Below are 17,711 nucleotides of genomic sequence, written 5' to 3' on the forward strand. Positions count from 1 at the left end.
ACCCTTGCCGCGTGCCGTCGCTGTTTCGCCGTAAGCCCACCGACCTCGTCGAGGAGTCCGTCACCCCGGTGACGACCGACGAGGCGTCCGCCGCTGTCCGCGCCCGGGGCTACACGCCCGCCAAGGGGCGTGAGACCCCGAAGCGCCCGGCCGCCGGCCGGCGGCCCGCGGGGCCGGCGAAGCCGCTGACCAAGGAGGAGGCCCGCGAGCAGCGCCGCGCGGCGCGCGCCGAGTCGGCGGCCGAGTTCCGGCGCGAGGGCGGCCCCCGCGACCGGGGGCCCGAGCGGCTGCTGGCGCGCAACGTGGTCGACTCCCGGCGCACGGTGGGCACCTGGTTCTTCGGCGGGGCGCTGATCGTGCTGCTCGGCTCCAACCAGGCCATGCCGCCGATCGTCCGGCTGCTGTCGAACGTGCTGTGGGGCGCGCTGGCGCTCGGCGTCGTGATCGACTCGGTGCTGATCGCGCGGAAGATCAAGAAGCTGGTCCGCGAGCGCTTCCCGAAGAGCACCGAGCGGCTCGGCTCGCTCTACTTCTACGCGATCATGCGGTCGATCACGTTCCGCAAGATGCGTGCCCCGGCGCCGCGGGTCAACATCGGCGACAAGGTCTGACCGGGCTCGCCCGGACCGCTGGGCGCGTCTGACGCCGAGCCGCGACCTGGCGCCGGCCCCTTCCCGCCCCGGCGGGGAGGGGCCGGCGCCGTCGTCAGGCCACCCCGAGCAGGCGCAGCAGCGCCGTGGTGCCCGCCGCGGCGACCACGACCAGCACGAAGGGCGCGCGGCGCCAGGCGAGCACCAGGCCGACCAGCACCCCGGTGGGCCGGGCGTAGCCGGCGAAGCCGCCGGCCTCGGTCAGCGCCGCGGTGGCGGCGAGCGCGGCCAGCAGCGCCGCGGCGGCCACCGGCAGCAGGTGGCGGGACCACTCGGGCAGTTCCAGCCGGTCGCGCAGCAGCACCCCGGCGACGCGGAAGCCGTAGGTGCCGGCGGCCAGGGCGAGGATCACCGCGATCAGCATGACGCCTCCCCGGCCCGCACGACCCGCGCCTCGTCGCCGCCCGCCGGCCCAGCGCCGCCCGTCCGCCCGCCGACCGGACCGTCCGGTGCGGCGCCAGGATCGGCGGGGGTGGCCACGCGATCGTCCGGTGCGGCGGCCGGCCGGCGGCGGGCCAGCAGGGGCAGGACCAGCGCGGCGAGCGCGAGCAGCACCGGCAGCCCGGCCGGCAGCAACGGGGTGGCCAGCACGGCCAGCGCGGCGCCGGTGAGCGCCACCCGGCGGGTCTCCCGGTCGCGCAGGCTGGGCAGGAGCAGGGCGGCCAGCCCGGCCGGGAAGGCGGCGTCGAGCCCCAGGGCGCCCGGATCGCCGACGGCGCCGCCGGCCAGCACGCCGAGGGCGGTACCGGTGTTCCAGGCAAGGAAGAGCAGCACCGCGGCGAGCCAGAACGCCCGCCGCCGCCCCGGGCCGGCCGGACGGGCCAGCGCGAACGCGGTCGCCTCGTCGGTCATCAGGTGGCTGCCGAGCAGTCGCTGCCACCGCCGGACGCCCAGGGCGCCGCCGAGGGCCAGGCCGAACGGCAGGTGCCGGGCGTTGAGCAGCAGCCCGGCGAGGACCGCGGCGAGGGGGCTGCCGGCCGCGATCAGGCCCACGGCCATGAACTGGGCCCCGCCCGCGTAGAGCAGCAGCGACATGGTCAGGGTCGCCCAGGCGGGCAGGCCGGCGGCCACCGCCACGGCGCCGAACGAGGCGCCCACGGCGACCATCGCCGCGCCGATGGCCGCGACGTCCCGGAGAATCCGGCCGTCGCCCGTTCGATATGCCGTACGCATGTCCATTATCCTGAACACGAACACCTGTGTTCGTCAAACCGAACAAACAGACCACTGGAGCGAACAATGGCCATCGACCCCGCTCCCCCGCTCGCCACCATCGCGGCCGCCCTGCGGCGCGAGCGTGACCGGACGGGCCTGTCGCTGACCGAGCTGGCCCGCCGCGCCGGCATCGCCAAGTCGACCCTGTCCCAGCTGGAGTCCGGGGCCGGCAATCCCAGCGTGGAGACCCTCTGGGCCCTCGGGGTGGCGCTCGGCGTGCCGTTCAGCCGCCTGGTCGAACCGCCCGTCGCCACCGTGCGGGTGGTCCGGGCCGGCGAGGGGCCGCGGATCCGCTCCGAGCACGCGGACTTCTCGGCCACCCTGCTCGCCGCCGGCGCCCCGCACACCCGGCGCGACGTCTACGTCATGGAGCTGGAACCCGGGGCCGTACGGCTCGCCGAGGCACACACCCCGCGCAGCGTCGAGCACGTCGTGGTCGCGGCCGGCCGGATGCGCGTCGGTCCCGAGACCGACCCGGTCGAGCTGGGACCGGGCGACTACGCCACGTTCCCCGGCGACACCCCGCACCGGTACGAGGCACTGGCCCCCGGCACCTTCGCCGTGCTCGTGATGGAGCACCCGTGAGGGCGGACGCTCAGCCCACCTCGGCCGGGGCGCGGTAGAGCCGGGCCACGACCTCCTCGATGTCCGGCTCCACGATCGAGATGTCCCGCAGCGTGGCCAGGCCGGCCAGCCCGGCCACCACCTCGGCGACGCTCGCCGACTCCAGCGCGAAGACCAGCCGGCGCCCGTCCGCCTCGACCCGCTGCACGGGCGCGCCCGGCAGCACCGGCGGCGCGGGCAGCGCGGCGTCCAGCTCGGCGACGACCATCCGGCGGGAGCCGTACCGGTTGTGCAGCTCGGCGATCGACCCGTCGTGCACCACCCGCCCGTGGTCGATGACCACCAGCCGCCGGCAGAGCCGCTCGATGTCGGCCAGGTCGTGGGTGGTGAGCACCAGGGTGGTGTCGCCGGCCCGGCCCAGCTCCGCCAGGAAGCCGCGGACCGCCTGCTTGCTGACCACGTCCAGCCCGATGGTCGGCTCGTCCAGGAAGAGCACCTCGGGTCCGTGCAGCAGGGCGGCGGTCAGCTCGCCCCGCATCCGCTGGCCCAGGGAGAGCTGCCGGACCGGGGTGTCCAGGAACTCGTCCAGGTCGAGCAGGCTCCGGCAGCGGGCCAGCCGGGCCGCGTGCTCGCCCGGCGGCACCCGGTAGACGTGCCGCAGCAGCGCGAACGAGTCCCGCAGCGGCAGGTCCCACCAGAGCTGCGAGCGCTGCCCGAAGACCACGCCGATGCGCAGCGCCAGCCGGGTCCGGTCGGCCACCGGCCGCAGCCCGCAGACCCGGGCGTGTCCCGCCGAGGGCATCAGCACGCCGGTGAGCATCTTCAACGTGGTCGACTTGCCGGCGCCGTTCGGGCCGATGTAGCCGAGCATCTCGCCCCGCTCCACCCGCAGGTCCACCCCGTCGACCGCGGTGACCGTCCGCTTCTCCCGGCGCAGCCGCCCGGCCTTCACCCGCACGGTGAACTCCTTGCGCAGCCCGTCCATCTCGATGACGCTCATGACCCCGTACTCCGGTAGTGGCGGATCCCCACGCGCCAGGCCAGGGCGGCGACCCCCGCGGCGACCAGCGCCACGCCCGGCGAGGCCCAGCCCACCCAGCCCGGCAGGCCCAGCGGGTCGGCCCGGCCCAGCAGCGCCAGCGCCGGGTGGTAGCTGACGAAGGCGAAACCCATCCCGTACGCGAACAGCGCGCGGAACCAGCCGCCGTAGACGGTGACCGGGTACGAGGTGAAGTCGCGCCCGCCGTAGGTGACCGAGTTCGCCAGCTCTCCCGAGTCGATCCAGTAGAACGACACCGTCGCCGTGGTGACGAAGACCGCGGCGAAGAAGACCACGGCGGCCGGCGGGGCGACCAGCGCCAGCGCGACCCGGCCCGGCGTCCAGTCGATGCCGGCCGAGGCGAGCGCGAACACGAGCACGGCCAGCCCGAAGACCGCCCGGGAGACCTTGCGCAGCGGCAGGTCCATGAGCAGCAACTGGGGCAGCGCGGCCAGCGGCCGGACCAGCACGGCGTCGAAGAGGCCGGTACGGACGTACCGGGGCAGCCGCTCGATGTTGCCGACCAGCAGGTCGGCGGTGGCGAACGCGGACGACGAGAGGCCGACGACCACCAGCGTCTCGCGGAGCGTGAACCCGCCCAGCTCCCGGGTGACGCCGAACAGCACCAGCACGGTCAGCACGTCGAAGACGGTGGCGCCCATGTTCCCCACCAGGTCCACGACGAACGAGGTCCGGTACGCCGCCTGCGACCGCGCCTGCGCCCCGAGCAGCGCCCGGTACGCCCGCAGCGCCCCGGGCGCGCCGGGCTCAGCCACCCTGCACCACCAGCCGATGCTCGGCCCGGCGCTGCACCAGCCGGCAGAGCGCCAGCAGCAGCACCGCCCAGCCGACCTGGAGCCCGACGAGGCCGACCTCGGTCGGCATCGGTTCCCGCTCGACCAGCACGTCGAGCGGGACCTGCAGCACGCTGGGGAACGGGGTGGCGTACCGCAGCGTGGCCTCCAGCCAGCCCGGGAGGAAGCCGAGCGGGAAGTAGAGGCCGGCCAGCACGCCGGAGCCCAGCGTCCAGAGGATCATCGGCCCACGGACGTCCTGCAGCCAGTACGCGCTGGCGTTGACCAGGTAGCGGCAGCCGAAGCAGACCACCACGGCGAGCAGCACGGACAGCCCGAAGAGCGGCAGGGTGGCCCAGTGCCGGGGCAGATAGACCTCGAAGAAGAACGGGCCGATCACCACCGGCGGCAGCAGCCGGGCCAGCGCCGCGAACCCGGCCCGGCCCAGGTCGGTCGCGAGGTAGCTGGTGACCGGGTGCACCGGGCGGAGCAGGTCGGCGGCGACCTCACCGGTCCGGATCCGGTCGGCCAGCTCGGTCCAGCCCCAGATCGCGATCACCGCGAGCAGCCCCTGCCCGGCCCAGACGAAGGTGCCGAGCTGGGCCCGGTCGTAGCCCGCCACCGTACCGGCCGCGCCGGCCACCGCGAGGAAGATGTAACAGCGCAGAAAGCCGAAGACGGTGTTGGTCACGACGCCGGCCACGGCGGCCTGCCGGTAGGTGGCGTGGCGCCGGAAACCGGAGGCGGCTATCGCGCCGAATGTCCGAAACCATCGGGTAACGTTTGGATCCGTGGGCGGTGCCACAGTGGCGGTGACTGAGCCCACGCCGCTACCCTCCTTCCGCAGCCACGACGTGCTGGACCGGCCGACTCTACCGGCGCGACGGTTGCCCAGCGCGACAATTTCCAACGAGGTGACATCGCCGTGAGCGAGCGACGCGAGCCGGCCCCGGGGCCGCGCCGCGCGGGCGGCGACAGGGTCTCCCGATGAGCGGCTGGGACCGCTGGCGCGAGCCGGCCGAACCGTCCTGGGCGGCCGAACCCACCCACGAGTGGCATCCGCAGTTCCCGGGTCAGCGCTATCCGGGCGACATCGGCCTCGAGCACCTGACCCCGCCGGCGCCGCGCGGCCGGGCCGTGGTCGGCCGGGCCGAGGTGCACCCGGTCAGCCCGGCGCCGGCGAGCGAGGACGCGTACCCGGTCAGCCCGGCCGGGCCGGACGACGTGGATCGACGGCGCGGCGCGTACCCCGTCAGCCCTGCGGGGCCCGACGGCCTGGACCGGCGGCGCGGCAGCCACCCCGTCAGCCCCGCGGGCCCCGGCGACCCGGACCGGCGGCGTGGCACCTACCCCGCCGGACCCGACGACCTGGACCGGCGGCGCGGCGCGTACCCCGTCAGCCCCGCCGCACCCGACGACCTGGACCGGCGGCGCGGCGCGTACCCGGTCAGCCCCGCCGGACCGGGAGACCTCGACGGCCGGCGTGGCGCGCGGCCGGGCGGGGACGGGCGGCGGCCCGAGGACGGTCCCCGGCGCGGCGCGCCGGACGACCGGTTCGACCAGCGGTGGGTACGCCCGGAGCCGGTGCGCGGCACGGCGCCGCACCGGCCGGTCTCCCCCGCTCCCGAGCCCGGCTGGATGCCGGAGCCGGACGAGTACCCGCACCGCGCCCCGCGGCCGGGCCGGCCGGAGCAGCACCGCGGCCCGGCGGACGGCCGCACCAACCCGCCACCGGGCGGCCCTGCGGACCGGCGCGAGCCGGCGTTCGACGGGCGGCGCGACCGGGCGTTCGACGGCCGGCACGAGCCGGCCTTCGACGATCGCCGGGAGGCACGGTTCGACGCCGAACGCGTGGCCGCCTTCGACGGGCGGACCGGTCGGCGGGAGGCCGACACCGGGCGTCCGTCGGCGCGACGCGACCCGGACGTCCCCGCCGACCAGGGACTGGCCGGCCGCCGTGACGCCGGTGCAGCCCGCCCGGACCCGCGGAACCAGGAGTTCCGCCAGCCCGCCGGCCCACGGTTCGACGGGCCGCCGCGCGGCGAGCCGGGCCGGGGCTACGACGGACCACCGCGGGGCGAGCAGGGTCGCGGGTTCGACGGACCGCCGCGCCGGGAGCCGGAGCGGGGATACGACGGAACGCCGCGCCGGGAGGCGGCCGCGCGGGCCGAGACGTACCGGGAGGGGCCCGAGGCCGGACGCCGGCCGGTCGAGCCGTACCGGGTCGAGCCGGGCGGGTACGGCGAGTCGCGTCCCGCCGCGTTCCGGCCCGAGGAGCGCCGGGATGGTCAGCGCCCGCCGGTTGACCGCGCCCGCCCGCAGCACGGGGAATGGCCGGTCGTCGAGCGGCGACCGCGTACCGAGCCGGCCGCGTACCGGCCCGACGAGCGGCACCGTCCGTCGCTCGACCGGCCCGGCCCGGACGCCCGCCCGATGGACGAGGCGGCCCGGTACGGCGGTCACCGCCCCGGCTCGGACATCCCGCGGCCGGAGGTAGTCGGACCGCGGCCGGAGGTCGTCGGGCGGCCCGAGGCGGCTCGTCCCCGCCCGCAGCCGGCGGACGAGGCGGCCCGCCACGACGGTCCCCGCCCCGAGTCGCGCGCCCCACGGCCGGAGGTGGCCGGCCCACGGCCGGAGTCGGCCCGCCCCCGCCCCGAGGTCGGCGGTCCGCGCCCCGAGTCGGTCAGCCCCCGGCCGGAGTCCGTGCGGCCCCGGCCCGAGGCGGCCACTCCCCGTCCCGAGCCGGTCGCCCCCCGCGCTGAGCCGGTCGTGCCCCGGCCCGAGTCGGTCGGACCTCGACCGGAGTCCATCGGGCCCCGGCCCGAGGCGACCGCGCCGGTCGGGCCGCACCGCCCGCAGTTCCCGCCACAGACCAACGGGTGGCAGGGGCGTCCGGGCGACCCCCGGCCGGGCGACGGCTGGCGGCCTCCGGTCGAGCCGGCCGCGGGTACCCGCCCGGACGAGCTTCGGGACCGGCCGGTGCGCGCCGACGAGGCCCGGCAGCAGCCCCAGCCCGGCACACGACCGGACCAGGGGCGCGAGGCCGCCGTACCGGCCGCCCCGGCCCGCCCCGGGGACCGGCAGGACCGGCCGGTGACGCCGCCTCCGCCGCGCCCCGACGACGCCCGCCAGCGGCCCGTGCCGCCGCCGCAGCCCGAGGAGCGGCGTCAGCCTGCGCGGCCGGACGAGCTGGGTCAGCCGGGGCGCGTGGACGAGCGACGTCAGCCGGCACGTCCGGACGAGATTCGTCAGGGGGTCGCGCCGGATGCGCCGGTATCGGGCGCGCCGGTGTCGGATGCTCCCGCGTCCGGTGCTCCGGCATCGGGCGCGCCGGTGTCGGGTGCTGCCGTCTCCGGCATGCCCGTGTCGGGGGCACCCGCTTCCGCACCGCCGGCCTTCGGCGCGCCCGTGCCCGGGCGGCCGGTCTCCGGCGCGGCCGTGTCCGGCCAACCGCTCTCCGAGGCGCCCGTCTCGGCCGCTCCGACCTCCGGCGCGCCCGTGCCCGGCGTACCCGCCTCTGGTGCGCCCAACTCCGGCACGCCCGTTCCGGGTCGGCCCACCGGCGCGGGTGACCGACCGGAGCCGGGCGACCGTTTCAGCCGACCGGCGGGACCGGTCGCGCCCCCGCCCGCCTATCCCGCCCAGCCGCCGACGGTGGACCGCCCCCGGGCCGCGCCGCCACCGCAGGCCGGACCTGTCGCGGCGCCCGCAGCGGCCGTACCGGCCCGTCCCGCCCCACCGGCCTACCCCGGCGCTGGGGTCGTGCCGCCGGAGCACCGGCCGGCCGCGCCCGCCGAGGGCAACCGGCCAGACAGCACCGCAGGTCCCGCCGCGCCCGCCCGACCGGCGGGCGATGACCACGTCACCAAGCCGGCCGGCCCGGGTCTGCCGGACGGGGGCGATCGGATCTCCGCGCCTGCCGCCGACGGCGGGCAGGGTGGGCTCAGCGAGGTCACCGACCGTCCGGAGGACCCGGCGTCGGCCCGGTCGGCCGAACCGGCGGCCGGTGACGCGGACGCCTGGTTCGGCTCGAACGAGCCGCCGGCCGCGTCGACGGAGGGGTCCGCTCCGGCATCCGCCGCCCCGGCCGGGATCCCGGAATCCGACGCGGGAGTGGCCCGGCCGACGGTGGACCCGGCCGCGGCTCAGGTGGCGCCCCGACCCGAGGCCACCGCATCGGATGGGGCGCGGCCCGCCCCTGCCCTCGACGTCCGAGCCCAGGCGGAGCCGGGGGTGACGCGTTCGCCCGTACCCGCCCCGCCGGCCCCGGTCGACTCGGGCTCCACCGGCCGGGCACCCGACGTCCGGCCCGTCTCCGGCCCACCGGAGCCGGCCACCGACGTGCCGGAGCCGGCCGCCGACACACCCGCGCAGTCCACCGAGGCGACCGCACCCGCGCAGCCGGCCACTGAGGACGCCCCGGCCGCGCCGACGCCCCACCCGCCGACCGGGGCCGACGTACCGGCCGAGGCCGCCCGGGACGCCGCGCAGTCCGCCGTCACTCCGGCGCCGCGCGCACCCGAGCAGGCCGAGGTACCGGACCAGCCGGCACCGGCGCGGGAACCCGCCACACCGGCGGCAATGTCGCACGACACCGCCGCACCAACGGCCACGCCGCACAACACCGCCGCACCGCAGGACGCCGTCGCGCCAGCCGCCCCGTCGCACGAGGCGGCCCGGCAGGAGCGGACCACCCCCACCGACCAGCCACGTCCCGTACCGCCCGCCACGCCGGACGAACCCGCACCGCCCACCTGGACCGAGGCCACACCACTCACGCCCGCAGCCGGACCGCCCGAGGCGGAAACGGCCGACACCGAGACAGCCGGCCAGGATGCGGCCGACCGCGAGACGGCCCAGGATGCGGCCGGCCACGCAGCGGCCGACCCCCAGGACGCCGACCAGGACACGGCCGACCACCAGAGGGCCGGCAGCCAGGAGGCCAGCAACCAAGCCGCCGACCACCAAGAAGCCGGCGGCCAAGAAGCCGGCAGCCAGGAGGCCGGCAGCCGAGCCGCCGATCATCAAGCCGGCGATGAGGCGGATGACGAGGCGGGCGACGAGCAGCGTGAGGCCCGTCCGGCCGATCCGGAGCAGGCCCTGGCCGCCGTCCGCTGGCGGTTGGACCCGGAGACCCTCCGCGAGGAGGCCCCCGATCCCGTGGCGCTGCGCGAGATCCGGGACGGTCTCACCGCCAAGCTCGGCAGCGCGGTGGACAACCGCAGCCGGGCCCGGCTGCTCAGCCTGCGCTCGGTGGCGTCCCGGGTCCTCGGCGAGCTGGACGACGCCCTGGCCGACGCGCGGCTCGCCCTCACGTACGCGGAGGCCACGGGTGAGTTGCGGCGGACCTCGCTGGCCCGCGCGCGGCTGGCCGAGGTGCTGCGCTGGCGGGGTGAGCACGCGGAGGCGGACCGGCTCTTCGCGCAGGCCAACTCGCCGGAGCTGCCCGACCGGCTGCGCGCGGTGCTGCACGAGCACGCCGGCCGGTCCTGCTACGACCAGGGCCGGCTGACCGAGGCGTGCCTGCACTTCGAGCGGGCGCTGGACCTGCGCCAGGGTACGGACGGGGAGCTGAACGCGCGGACGACGATGGCGCTGGACGCGGTGGCCGAGCGGGCCGCGGTCGGCGGGTTCGGGCCCAAGCCGCGCAGCCGGGAGGCGCTGCTGGGCGGCGACCCGCACCCGGTGCCGACGTTCGACGAGGAGCAGGAGCTCTGGGGGTACGCGGACGCCGAGGGCGAGCTGGTGATCGCGCACCGGTACGCCGAGGTGCAGCCCTTCCACGAGGGCCTGGCGTGGGTACGCCGCCCGGAGGCGTCCCGCTGGGCGCTCATCGACACGACCGGCGCGGCGCTCATCGAGGCGAACAACGGCTACCGGGCGGTGGGTTCGTTCTCCGAGGGGCTGGCCTGGGTGTCGATGGACGGCAAGGGCCGGTGGATGGCGGTCGACCCGACCAACATCGTGAAGATCCCGCCGGGCTACGAGGACGTCCGGCCGTTCCGGGGTGGCCTCGCGGCGGTCCGGCAGAACGGCGGTTGGGGCGCGGTGGACCGGACCGGCCAGGTGGTGGTGCCGACCCGGTACCACGGCCTCGCCACGACGCTGGCCGACGGCCGGCAGGTGGACGGCTTCACCGAGGACGGCCTGGCCGTGGTGGAGCTGGCCGGTCGCCGGGGTGTGGTGGACCGGACGGGCCGGGCGCTGGTCACGCCGGCGTACCCGGTGCTGGTGGTGCACCCCGTGGCGTTCCTGGTCAGCGACGAGTCGGGCCGCTGGGGTGCGCTGGACCGGCGGGGCGACCCGCTCATCGACCCGGTGCACCCGGGCCGGGCCGCGGTGGTCGCGGAGATCGACCGGCTGCTCGCCGACACCAGCCCGGTGCTCTGACGATCGCCGGGAGCGTCACACCCCCGCCGCGCCGCGCGGTGACCATGATCGGGCAGGGCTAGGGTCGGGGCATGGAATTCCGACACCTAGGCCGCTCGGGCCTGCTGGTCAGCGAGATCTCGTACGGCAACTGGATCACCCACGGGTCGCAGGTCGAGGAGGAGGCGGCGACCGCCTGCGTGCGGGCCGCCCTGGACACCGGCATCACCACCTTCGACACCGCCGACGTCTACGCCGGCACGAAGGCCGAGGAGGTGCTCGGCCGCGCGCTCAAGGGCGAGCGGCGCGAGGGGCTGGAGATCTTCACCAAGGTGTTCTGGCCGACCGGGCCGGGCCGCAACGACCGGGGCCTGTCCCGCAAGCACATCATGGAGTCGATCAACGGCTCGCTGCGCCGCCTGCAGACCGACCACGTCGACCTCTACCAGGCCCACCGTTACGACTACAGCACCCCGCTGGAGGAGACGATGGAGGCGTTCGCCGACATCGTGCACTCCGGCAAGGCGCACTACATCGGCGTCTCCGAGTGGAAGGCGTCGCAGATCCGCGAGGCGCACGCGCTCGCCCGTGAGCTGCGGATCCCGCTCGTCTCGAACCAGCCGCAGTACTCGATGCTGTGGCGGGTCATCGAGGCCGAGGTCATCCCCACCAGCGAGGAGCTGGGTGTCGGCCAGATCGTCTGGTCGCCCATGGCCCAGGGCGTGCTCTCCGGCAAGTACCTGCCGGGCCAGCCGCCGCCGGCCGGTTCCCGCGCCACCGACGAGAAGTCGGGCGCCGGGTTCATCGCCCGGTTCATGACCGACGAGGTGCTCACCCGGGTGCAGCGGCTCAAGCCCCTGGCCGAGCAGGCCGGGCTCACCATGCCGCAGCTCGCCATCGCGTGGGTGCTGCAGAACCCGAACGTGTCCTCGGCGATCATCGGGGCGTCCCGGCCGGAGCAGGTGCACGACAACGTGAAGGCGGCGGGCGTGAAGCTCGACGCCGACCTGCTCAAGGCCATCGACGAGATCGTCGAGCCGATCACCGAGCGGGACCCGGCCAAGACCGAGAGCCCGGCGCAGCGCCCGTGACGCTCTCCCCGGGCCGGCGCGGCCTCCGCGCCGGCCCGGGACCCCTCGGGGGTACGCGCGGCCCCGGGCGCCCCGCCGCTGCGCGGCGGCTCCCGCCGGCGGTGCGTCAGCCCCGCCAGAACCGGATCAGTTCGAGCCCGAGGACGTAGAGCTGGGGCGGCAGCCCGAGGAAGTCCGCCACGTCGAAGACGGCCCCGAAGAACACGTTGCCGATCCGCGGGCTCCACAGCAGCGCGAACAGCAGGATGAAGCCGTACGGGGCGAACAGGTCGTACATCCGCCGGTACTGGGGGCTCAGCCACGGCTGGATCATGTTGCCGCCGTCCAGGCCGGGCACCGGCAGCAGGTTGAGCACGCTGGCGGTGAGCTGGAGGAACGCCAGCAGCCCCACGCCCGCCCAGAATTCCACCGGGCCGCCGACGTTCAGGCCGATCCGCACGGCCAGCACCAGCAGCAGCGTGAAGAGCACGTTCGTGGCGGGCCCGGCCAGGCTCACCAGGGTGTGCCGCAGCCGGCCCGGGATGGCGTGCCGGTCGACCCAGACCGCGCCGCCGGGCAGGCCGATGCCGCCGAGCAGCACCACGACGACCGGCAGCACGATGGACAGCAGCGGGTTCGTGTACTTCAGCGGGTTCAACGTCAGGTAGCCCCGGTGCGCGATGTCCCGGTCCCCGGCCCGGTAGGCGACCACCGCGTGCGCGTACTCGTGCAGGCAGAGCGAGATCAGCCAGCCGGAGACCACGAAGAGGAAGACGTCGAACCGGACGTTGCCGAACCGGTTCCAGGCCATCACCCCGCTGGCCACGAAGATCGCGACCAGGGCCAGGAAGATCGCGCTGGGCCGGAACGCCGCCCGGGGAACCCCGAGCACCAGCGGGTCGCGCGGACGGTCGTAGCTGGTCATTCGGCCGGGGGTAGCAGGCTCATGCGGTATTCCACCCGGTCGTCCTCGAGCAGCGCGACGGAGGTGACGCCGGACGCCGCGAGCTCCCGCCAGGCCTGGCCGATCCACGACTCGGCGTCCGCCTGGCTGGGGAACGACTCACCCGGCCCGTCGACCGAAGCGCCGTTCGTGCCCTCGTACCGCCAGCTCCACGCCATGCCGCGTCTCCCCTCGCCGCCGTCGCCCTGGGACGGAAACCCCCGCAAGCCTAGTCGGCCGGACGCGGGACGGCCCGGCCGCCACATGGATCATGCCCGACGCCCCGACCGGTACGGTGGCTCGGTGCTGACTCAAGGAGTGGTGCTCAGCGATCGCTATCGGCTGGGCGAACGCATCGCGACGGGCGGCATGGGGGCCGTCTGGAAGTGCACCGACACCCTGCTGGGCCGCGAGGTCGCGGTGAAGGTGCTGCTGCCCTCGCTGGTCGCCGATCCCGAGTTCACCACCCGCTTCCACGCCGAGGCCCGGATGCTGGCCGCGCTGCGGCACCCCGGCATCGTGCAGGTCCACGACTTCGGCTCCGCCACCGTCGCCGACGGCAGCCAGGTCAGCTACCTCGTCATGGAGTACGTCGACGGGGAGCCCCTGGTCACCTGGATCCGGCGCGCCGGCCGGCTCGACCCGGCGTCCACCATGTCGGTGGTGGGCCAGGCCGCGCACGCCCTGCACGCCGCCCACCTCGCCGGGATCGTCCACCGCGACGTCAAGCCCGGGAACCTGCTGGTCAAGCGGGACGGCACCGTGGTGCTGGTCGACTTCGGCATCGCCCGGGCCAGCACCATGGCGGGCATCACGGCCGCGCACATGGTGCTCGGCACCGCCTCGTACATGTCGCCGGAGCAGGCCGCCGGCCAGCCGGTGTCACCGGTCACCGACGTCTACGCGCTCGGCGCCGTCGCCTACTACTGCCTGGCCGGGCGGCCGCCCTTCGAGGGTGACAACCCGCTGCAGGTGGCCATGCGGCACGTCCAGGACGAGCCGCCGCCGCTCGTGGGCACCCCGCCGGCCGTGGTCGAGGTGGTCGGCCGGGCGCTGGCGAAGCGGCCGGCCGACCGGTTCCCGACCGCGCTCGCCCTGGCCGAGGCCGCCCAGGACGCCCGCGACGCCACCCTGGCCCGGCTCCCCGCCCCACCCCGCCCGCCGTGGGCGGTCGCGGGCCCCGCCGTGCCCGGCCCGGCCGTCCTGCCGGCGCCCGCACCGGTCGCCGATACGCCCGCTGGTACGCCGTCCACCGGCCAGCCGCGCGTGGGTCAGCCCCCGGCGACCGTCCCGCCCGCGGCGTTCCCGGCCGCGCCGCTGCCCACGGCCGGCCCCGGCGCTGCTGGTGCCTTCGGGCCGGCTCCCGCGACGCCCGGGCCCGTCCCCGTGCACGGGCCCGTCCCCGCGCACGGGCCCGTCCCCGCACCCGGGCCGGCCTGGTCGGTCGGCGTCGCACAGCCCGGCGGCGGGCCGGGCCAGGGGTCGCTGCGGGACCGGCACGCCGGTTCGGGCGTGCCGCCCACGCTGGAGGAGCCAGCGGAGCGCCGGGGCCGCGGCCGGGCGCTGGCGCTGGCCGGGGCGGCCGGTGTGGTGCTGGTCGCCCTGCTGACCGCCGTGGTCGTGGCGGTGGTGCGCTCCCCCGACGACACGGATCCGGGGCGCACCCCGGCCGCGCTGGCCGGGGAGTCCGCGGTCGCCGACCCCGCGCAGCCGGCGGCGTCGGCCGGCGCCAGTGTGGGCGCCGGTTCCGGCCCGCAGCCGACACCGAGCCGCAGCGGGCGGCCGAGCCGGTCGCCGTCGGCCACGCCGAGCCGTCCCGCCCCGGACGCCGGCACCCCGTCCGCCGGGGAGCCCGCGCCGACCACCGGCGCGCCCGCGCCGACCGCGAGCAAGGCCACGCCGAAGCAGCCGTACACGGCGGCGCAGGTGTGCGGCAGCGGCTACCAGGTGATCGACTCGGCGACGCTGACCGCCGGCGGGGTCCGCCAGGGCCGGGTCTACCTGCTGTACAGCACCGCGAGCAGCGCCAACTGCGTGGTCACCCTCAAGGACACCGACGTCGGGCGCGCCACCACGGTGAGCGCGTACCTGGAGGTGCAGGGCAAGGCGCGGCACACCGAGAGCGGCGGCTACCAGTACTACGCCGGCCCGGTGCGGGCCACCGCCGCGGGGGTCTGCGTGAAGTGGGGCGGGTCGGCGGGCGGGGCCGGCTACGCGAGCGCGTTCGAGCACTGCGACTGACGCCGGGGCGGCGGGCGGCGACCCGCCGGGCGGCTTTAAGGTACGGGCATGTCCGTAGACGGGTGGAACACGCTCCTGGTGCTCGGTGGTATCCGGTCCGGCAAGTCGGAGTTCGCCGAGTCGGTGGTCGCCGACGCGCCCACGGTCCGGTACGTGGCCACCGCCCCCGCGGGGGACCCGGACGACACCGAGTGGGCGACCCGCCTCGCGGCGCACCGGGCCCGCCGCCCCGGGAGCTGGACCACCGAGGAGACCGCTGCGGACCCCGGCCGGCTGGCCGAGGTGATCGCGACGGCCGGGCCGAACGAGACGCTGCTCGTCGACGACCTGGGCGGCTGGGTGACCGTGCTGCTCGACCCGGCACACCAGCCCGCCGACGACACGGCCACCATCGCCGAGCTGGCCGCGGCGGTCCGGGCCAGCGCCGCCCGGCTGGTGCTGGTCAGCCCGGAGGTGGGCCTGTCCCTGGTGCCCACCACGCCGCTGGGCCGGGCGTTCACCGACGCGCTGGGCGCGACCAACCGGGCGGTCGCCGAGGCCTGCGACGCCGTGGCGCTGGTGGTGGCCGGGCAGACCGCCTGGCTGAAGCCGGCCGCCGCACCCGCGGCCGTCCCGGCGCAGGCCACACCGGCGCAGGGCGGCGTTGCACCGGCCGGCCCCGGGCCGGCGGTGGCGCCGGAGGTGGCCGCGAGCGCCGAAGCCCGGCGCGTCCCGGCCATGCCCGACGAGGCGCTGCCCGAGGTGCTCACCCCGACCGCGCCGCCCGCCCCGGCACCGGCCACCGCGGCCCCCGCCGCCGACTGGGCCGCGCCCACCATGGCGCTGCCCATGGTCGCCACCGGCCTGGTCATCCAGCCCGGCATGGAACTGCCGATGCCCGACGACTACACCGGGCCGCAGGCGGTCGACCGGCTCGCCACCCTGGACATCCCCGGCGCCGGCCTCGGCGTGCTGGAGCGGGTGGTCGGCTTCGCGGGCGCCACCCAGGGCACCGCGACCCCGGCGCCGTGGAACTCGGTCCGGGTGCTGCTGCTGCACGGCGACCACGAGGGCGGTGCGTCGGCCGGCGCCACGCCCGGCGAGTCGGCCCGCCGCGCCCGCCAGGCGCGCGCCGGCAGGGGCCCCCTGGCCCGGCTCGCCGCCGAGAACGGCGCGAGCCTCCAGGTGGTCGAGGCGCCCGCCTCCGCACCCATCGAGGACGGGCCGGCGCTCAGCGGTGAGCAGGTCGAGTCGGCCCTGAGCTACGGCTGGCGGCTCGCCGAGCAGGCGGCCGACGCGGGCGTACACCTGCTGGTGCTGGCGGCGTGCGGGGCCGGCACCGAGACGGCCGCCGCGGCGGTGCTGGCGGCCACGGCCGGCGCGGAGCCCCCGGCGGTGCTCGGCCGGGTGGTGACCGAGCACGGCGAGTTCGACGACGCCGCCTGGATGGTCCGCTGCGCGGCCGTCCGCGACGCGCTGCACCGCACCCGGCGCGCCGCGCGGGAGGCCAAGGACGTGCTCGCCGAGCTGGGCGGCGGCGACGTGGCGGTGGCCACCGGCGTGCTGCTCGGCGCGACGGCCCGGCGCGTGCCGGTGCTGCTCGACGGGCCGGTCGGGGTGGCCGCCGGCATGGTCAGCCGCGACCTGGCCGGGCAGGCCCGGCACTGGTGCCTGCTGCCCGACCACGGCGGCCGGCCCGGGGTGCGGCTCGCCGCCGACGTGCTGGGGCTGACCCCGCTGCTGGACCTGCGCCTCGACCTCGGCGAGGGAGCGACGGCGCTGGCCGCCCTGCCGTTGCTGCGCTCGGCGCTGGCGCTCGCCGCCGGCCTGCCCGTGCACCCGTCGCTGGGCGGCGGGGACGACGAGGACTTCACCGAGCCCGAGCCGGCCGGCCCCGGCCCCACCAGCACCGAGCCCGAACCGGCCGGAGCGGAGCCCACCGGCACCGAGCCCGAACCGGACTTCAGCGAGCCGGAGCCGGCCGGGCCGGGGCCCACCACCGTCGAGCCGGACGAGCCGGTCGCCCCCGGCCGCCGTGCCGACTGAGTTCCGGCTCGGCGACGGGATCCGGCTGGCGCTCACCACCTTCACCACGGCGCCGGTGCGCCCAGGCCGGGTGGACCGGGCCGCGGCCGGCGCCGCCATGGCGCTCGCCCCGGCGGTCGGTGCGCTGCTCGGCGCGTTCCTCGGGGCGGTGCTGCTGCTCGCCGCGGCGGTCGCGCCCCCGCTGGTCGCCGCCGGGGTGACCGTGGCGCTGGGCGCGCTGCTCACCCGCGGCCTGCACCTCGACGGGCTCGCCGACACGGTGGACGCCCTCGGCTCCTACCGGCGCGGGCCGGCGGCGCTGGAGATCATGAAGAAGCCGGACGTCGGACCGTTCGGCGTGGTCGCGTTGGTGGTCGTACTCCTGCTTCAGGCCGCGGTGCTCGCGGAGCTGGCCGGGCGGTCCCGGCCGGCGGCCCTCGCCGCGGTGGTCGCCGCGACGGCGGCCGGCCGGCTGGGTGTCGCGCTGGCCTGCCGGCGCGGGGTGCCGGCGGCCCGGCCGGAGGGGCTGGGCGCGCTGGTGGCCGGCACGGTCGGGCCGGTCGCGCTGGTGGCCGGCACGGCCGCCGTGGCGCTGCTGGCCGTGCCGGCGGTGCCGGGCCGCCCGTGGCAGGGGCCGCTCGCCGTGCTGGCCGCGCTCGCCGTCGCGGCCGGGCTGCTCCGGCACCTGGTACGCCGGCTGGGCGGGATCACCGGCGACGTGCTCGGCGCCCTCGTGGAGATCGTCACCACGCTGTCCTACCTGGGACTGGTGCTGTCCGCCTGAGGGTCACCCGTCCGGGCGGGTAGCGTTCTCAGGCGAGG

The 17,711-nt window shown here is 77.2% G+C and carries 15 protein-coding genes; 8 read left to right on the forward strand and 7 right to left on the reverse strand.

The annotated features are described in order from the left end of the window. The first annotated feature begins 11 nt into the window (after positions 1–11). On the forward strand, positions 12–611 hold the full coding sequence (locus GCE86_RS17205; protein ID WP_154227913.1) for a DUF3043 domain-containing protein: 600 nt from the start codon (positions 12–14) through the stop codon (positions 609–611). 94 nt (positions 612–705) lie between these two features. On the opposite strand, the gene GCE86_RS17210 is transcribed toward GCE86_RS17205, so the two are convergent. After that, the gene (locus GCE86_RS17210; RefSeq protein WP_154227914.1) at positions 706–1,014 is read right to left on the reverse strand and encodes an AzlD domain-containing protein; all 309 of its coding nucleotides are present in this window, start codon (positions 1,012–1,014) and stop codon (positions 706–708) included. After that, on the reverse strand, positions 1,008–1,823 hold the full coding sequence (locus GCE86_RS17215; protein WP_154227915.1) for an AzlC family ABC transporter permease: 816 nt from the start codon (positions 1,821–1,823) through the stop codon (positions 1,008–1,010). The genes GCE86_RS17210 and GCE86_RS17215 overlap by 7 nt, the downstream gene beginning before the upstream one ends. Positions 1,824–1,889: 66 nt before the next feature. On the opposite strand from GCE86_RS17215, the gene GCE86_RS17220 reads away from it, so the two are divergent. Continuing rightward, the gene (locus GCE86_RS17220; protein ID WP_154227916.1) at positions 1,890–2,450 is read left to right on the forward strand and encodes a helix-turn-helix domain-containing protein; all 561 of its coding nucleotides are present in this window, start codon (positions 1,890–1,892) and stop codon (positions 2,448–2,450) included. Between the two features lie 10 nt (positions 2,451–2,460). Here the strand turns inward: GCE86_RS17220 and GCE86_RS17225 are convergent, their stop codons facing one another. Genes GCE86_RS17225 through GCE86_RS17235 form a run of 3 tightly spaced genes read right to left on the reverse strand, consistent with a single transcriptional unit; the run spans position 2,461 to position 5,088 of the window. Beyond that, complete coding sequence (locus tag GCE86_RS17225) at positions 2,461–3,429, reverse strand: ABC transporter ATP-binding protein (RefSeq protein WP_154227917.1); 969 nt, start codon at positions 3,427–3,429, stop codon at positions 2,461–2,463. Continuing rightward, positions 3,426–4,244: an ABC transporter permease gene (locus GCE86_RS17230; RefSeq protein WP_244317003.1), complete on the reverse strand. Its 819-nt coding sequence runs from the start codon at positions 4,242–4,244 to the stop codon at positions 3,426–3,428. The genes GCE86_RS17225 and GCE86_RS17230 overlap by 4 nt, the downstream gene beginning before the upstream one ends. Next, a complete protein-coding gene (locus GCE86_RS17235) occupies positions 4,237–5,088 on the reverse strand; it encodes an ABC transporter permease (RefSeq protein ID WP_154227918.1) in 852 nt (283 codons plus the stop codon). The genes GCE86_RS17230 and GCE86_RS17235 overlap by 8 nt, the downstream gene beginning before the upstream one ends. 2,053 nt (positions 5,089–7,141) lie before the next feature. Here GCE86_RS17235 and GCE86_RS32595 point away from each other — a divergent pair. The 3 genes from GCE86_RS32595 (at position 7,142) to GCE86_RS17250 (ending at position 11,722) form a co-directional block, all read left to right on the forward strand. Then, positions 7,142–7,834, forward strand: a complete 693-nt coding sequence (locus tag GCE86_RS32595) for a pentapeptide repeat-containing protein (RefSeq protein WP_208818131.1) — start codon at positions 7,142–7,144, stop codon at positions 7,832–7,834. Between the two features lie 2,017 nt (positions 7,835–9,851). Next, complete coding sequence (locus GCE86_RS32600; RefSeq protein ID WP_239542955.1) at positions 9,852–10,652, forward strand: WG repeat-containing protein; 801 nt, start codon at positions 9,852–9,854, stop codon at positions 10,650–10,652. Positions 10,653–10,723: 71 nt separating this feature from the next. Further along, the gene (locus GCE86_RS17250) at positions 10,724–11,722 is read left to right on the forward strand and encodes an aldo/keto reductase family protein (RefSeq protein WP_154227919.1); all 999 of its coding nucleotides are present in this window, start codon (positions 10,724–10,726) and stop codon (positions 11,720–11,722) included. Positions 11,723–11,828: 106 nt separating this feature from the next. Here the strand turns inward: GCE86_RS17250 and GCE86_RS17255 are convergent, their stop codons facing one another. Next, positions 11,829–12,626, reverse strand: coding sequence for a site-2 protease family protein (locus GCE86_RS17255; RefSeq protein ID WP_154227920.1), 798 nt, complete (start codon positions 12,624–12,626; stop codon positions 11,829–11,831). Next, positions 12,623–12,823: a hypothetical protein gene (locus GCE86_RS17260; RefSeq protein ID WP_091268332.1), complete on the reverse strand. Its 201-nt coding sequence runs from the start codon at positions 12,821–12,823 to the stop codon at positions 12,623–12,625. The genes GCE86_RS17255 and GCE86_RS17260 overlap by 4 nt, the downstream gene beginning before the upstream one ends. A 124-nt stretch (positions 12,824–12,947) precedes the next feature. On the opposite strand from GCE86_RS17260, the gene GCE86_RS32605 reads away from it, so the two are divergent. The 3 genes from GCE86_RS32605 to GCE86_RS17275 are packed head-to-tail and all read left to right on the forward strand — an operon-like array spanning position 12,948 to position 17,673. Next, positions 12,948–14,885 (forward strand): serine/threonine-protein kinase, encoded by a 1,938-nt coding sequence (locus GCE86_RS32605; RefSeq protein WP_420846480.1) that lies wholly within the window; start codon positions 12,948–12,950, stop codon positions 14,883–14,885. Between the two features lie 48 nt (positions 14,886–14,933). Then, complete coding sequence (locus tag GCE86_RS17270; protein WP_154227921.1) at positions 14,934–16,910, forward strand: bifunctional adenosylcobinamide kinase/adenosylcobinamide-phosphate guanylyltransferase; 1,977 nt, start codon at positions 14,934–14,936, stop codon at positions 16,908–16,910. Continuing rightward, the gene (locus tag GCE86_RS17275; RefSeq protein ID WP_154227922.1) at positions 16,900–17,673 is read left to right on the forward strand and encodes an adenosylcobinamide-GDP ribazoletransferase; all 774 of its coding nucleotides are present in this window, start codon (positions 16,900–16,902) and stop codon (positions 17,671–17,673) included. Before GCE86_RS17270 ends, GCE86_RS17275 begins: the two co-directional genes overlap by 11 nt. Positions 17,674–17,711: the final 38 nt, after the last annotated feature.

This window comes from Micromonospora terminaliae, assembly GCF_009671205.1.
Taxonomy (GTDB): Bacteria; Actinomycetota; Actinomycetes; order Mycobacteriales; family Micromonosporaceae; genus Micromonospora; species Micromonospora terminaliae.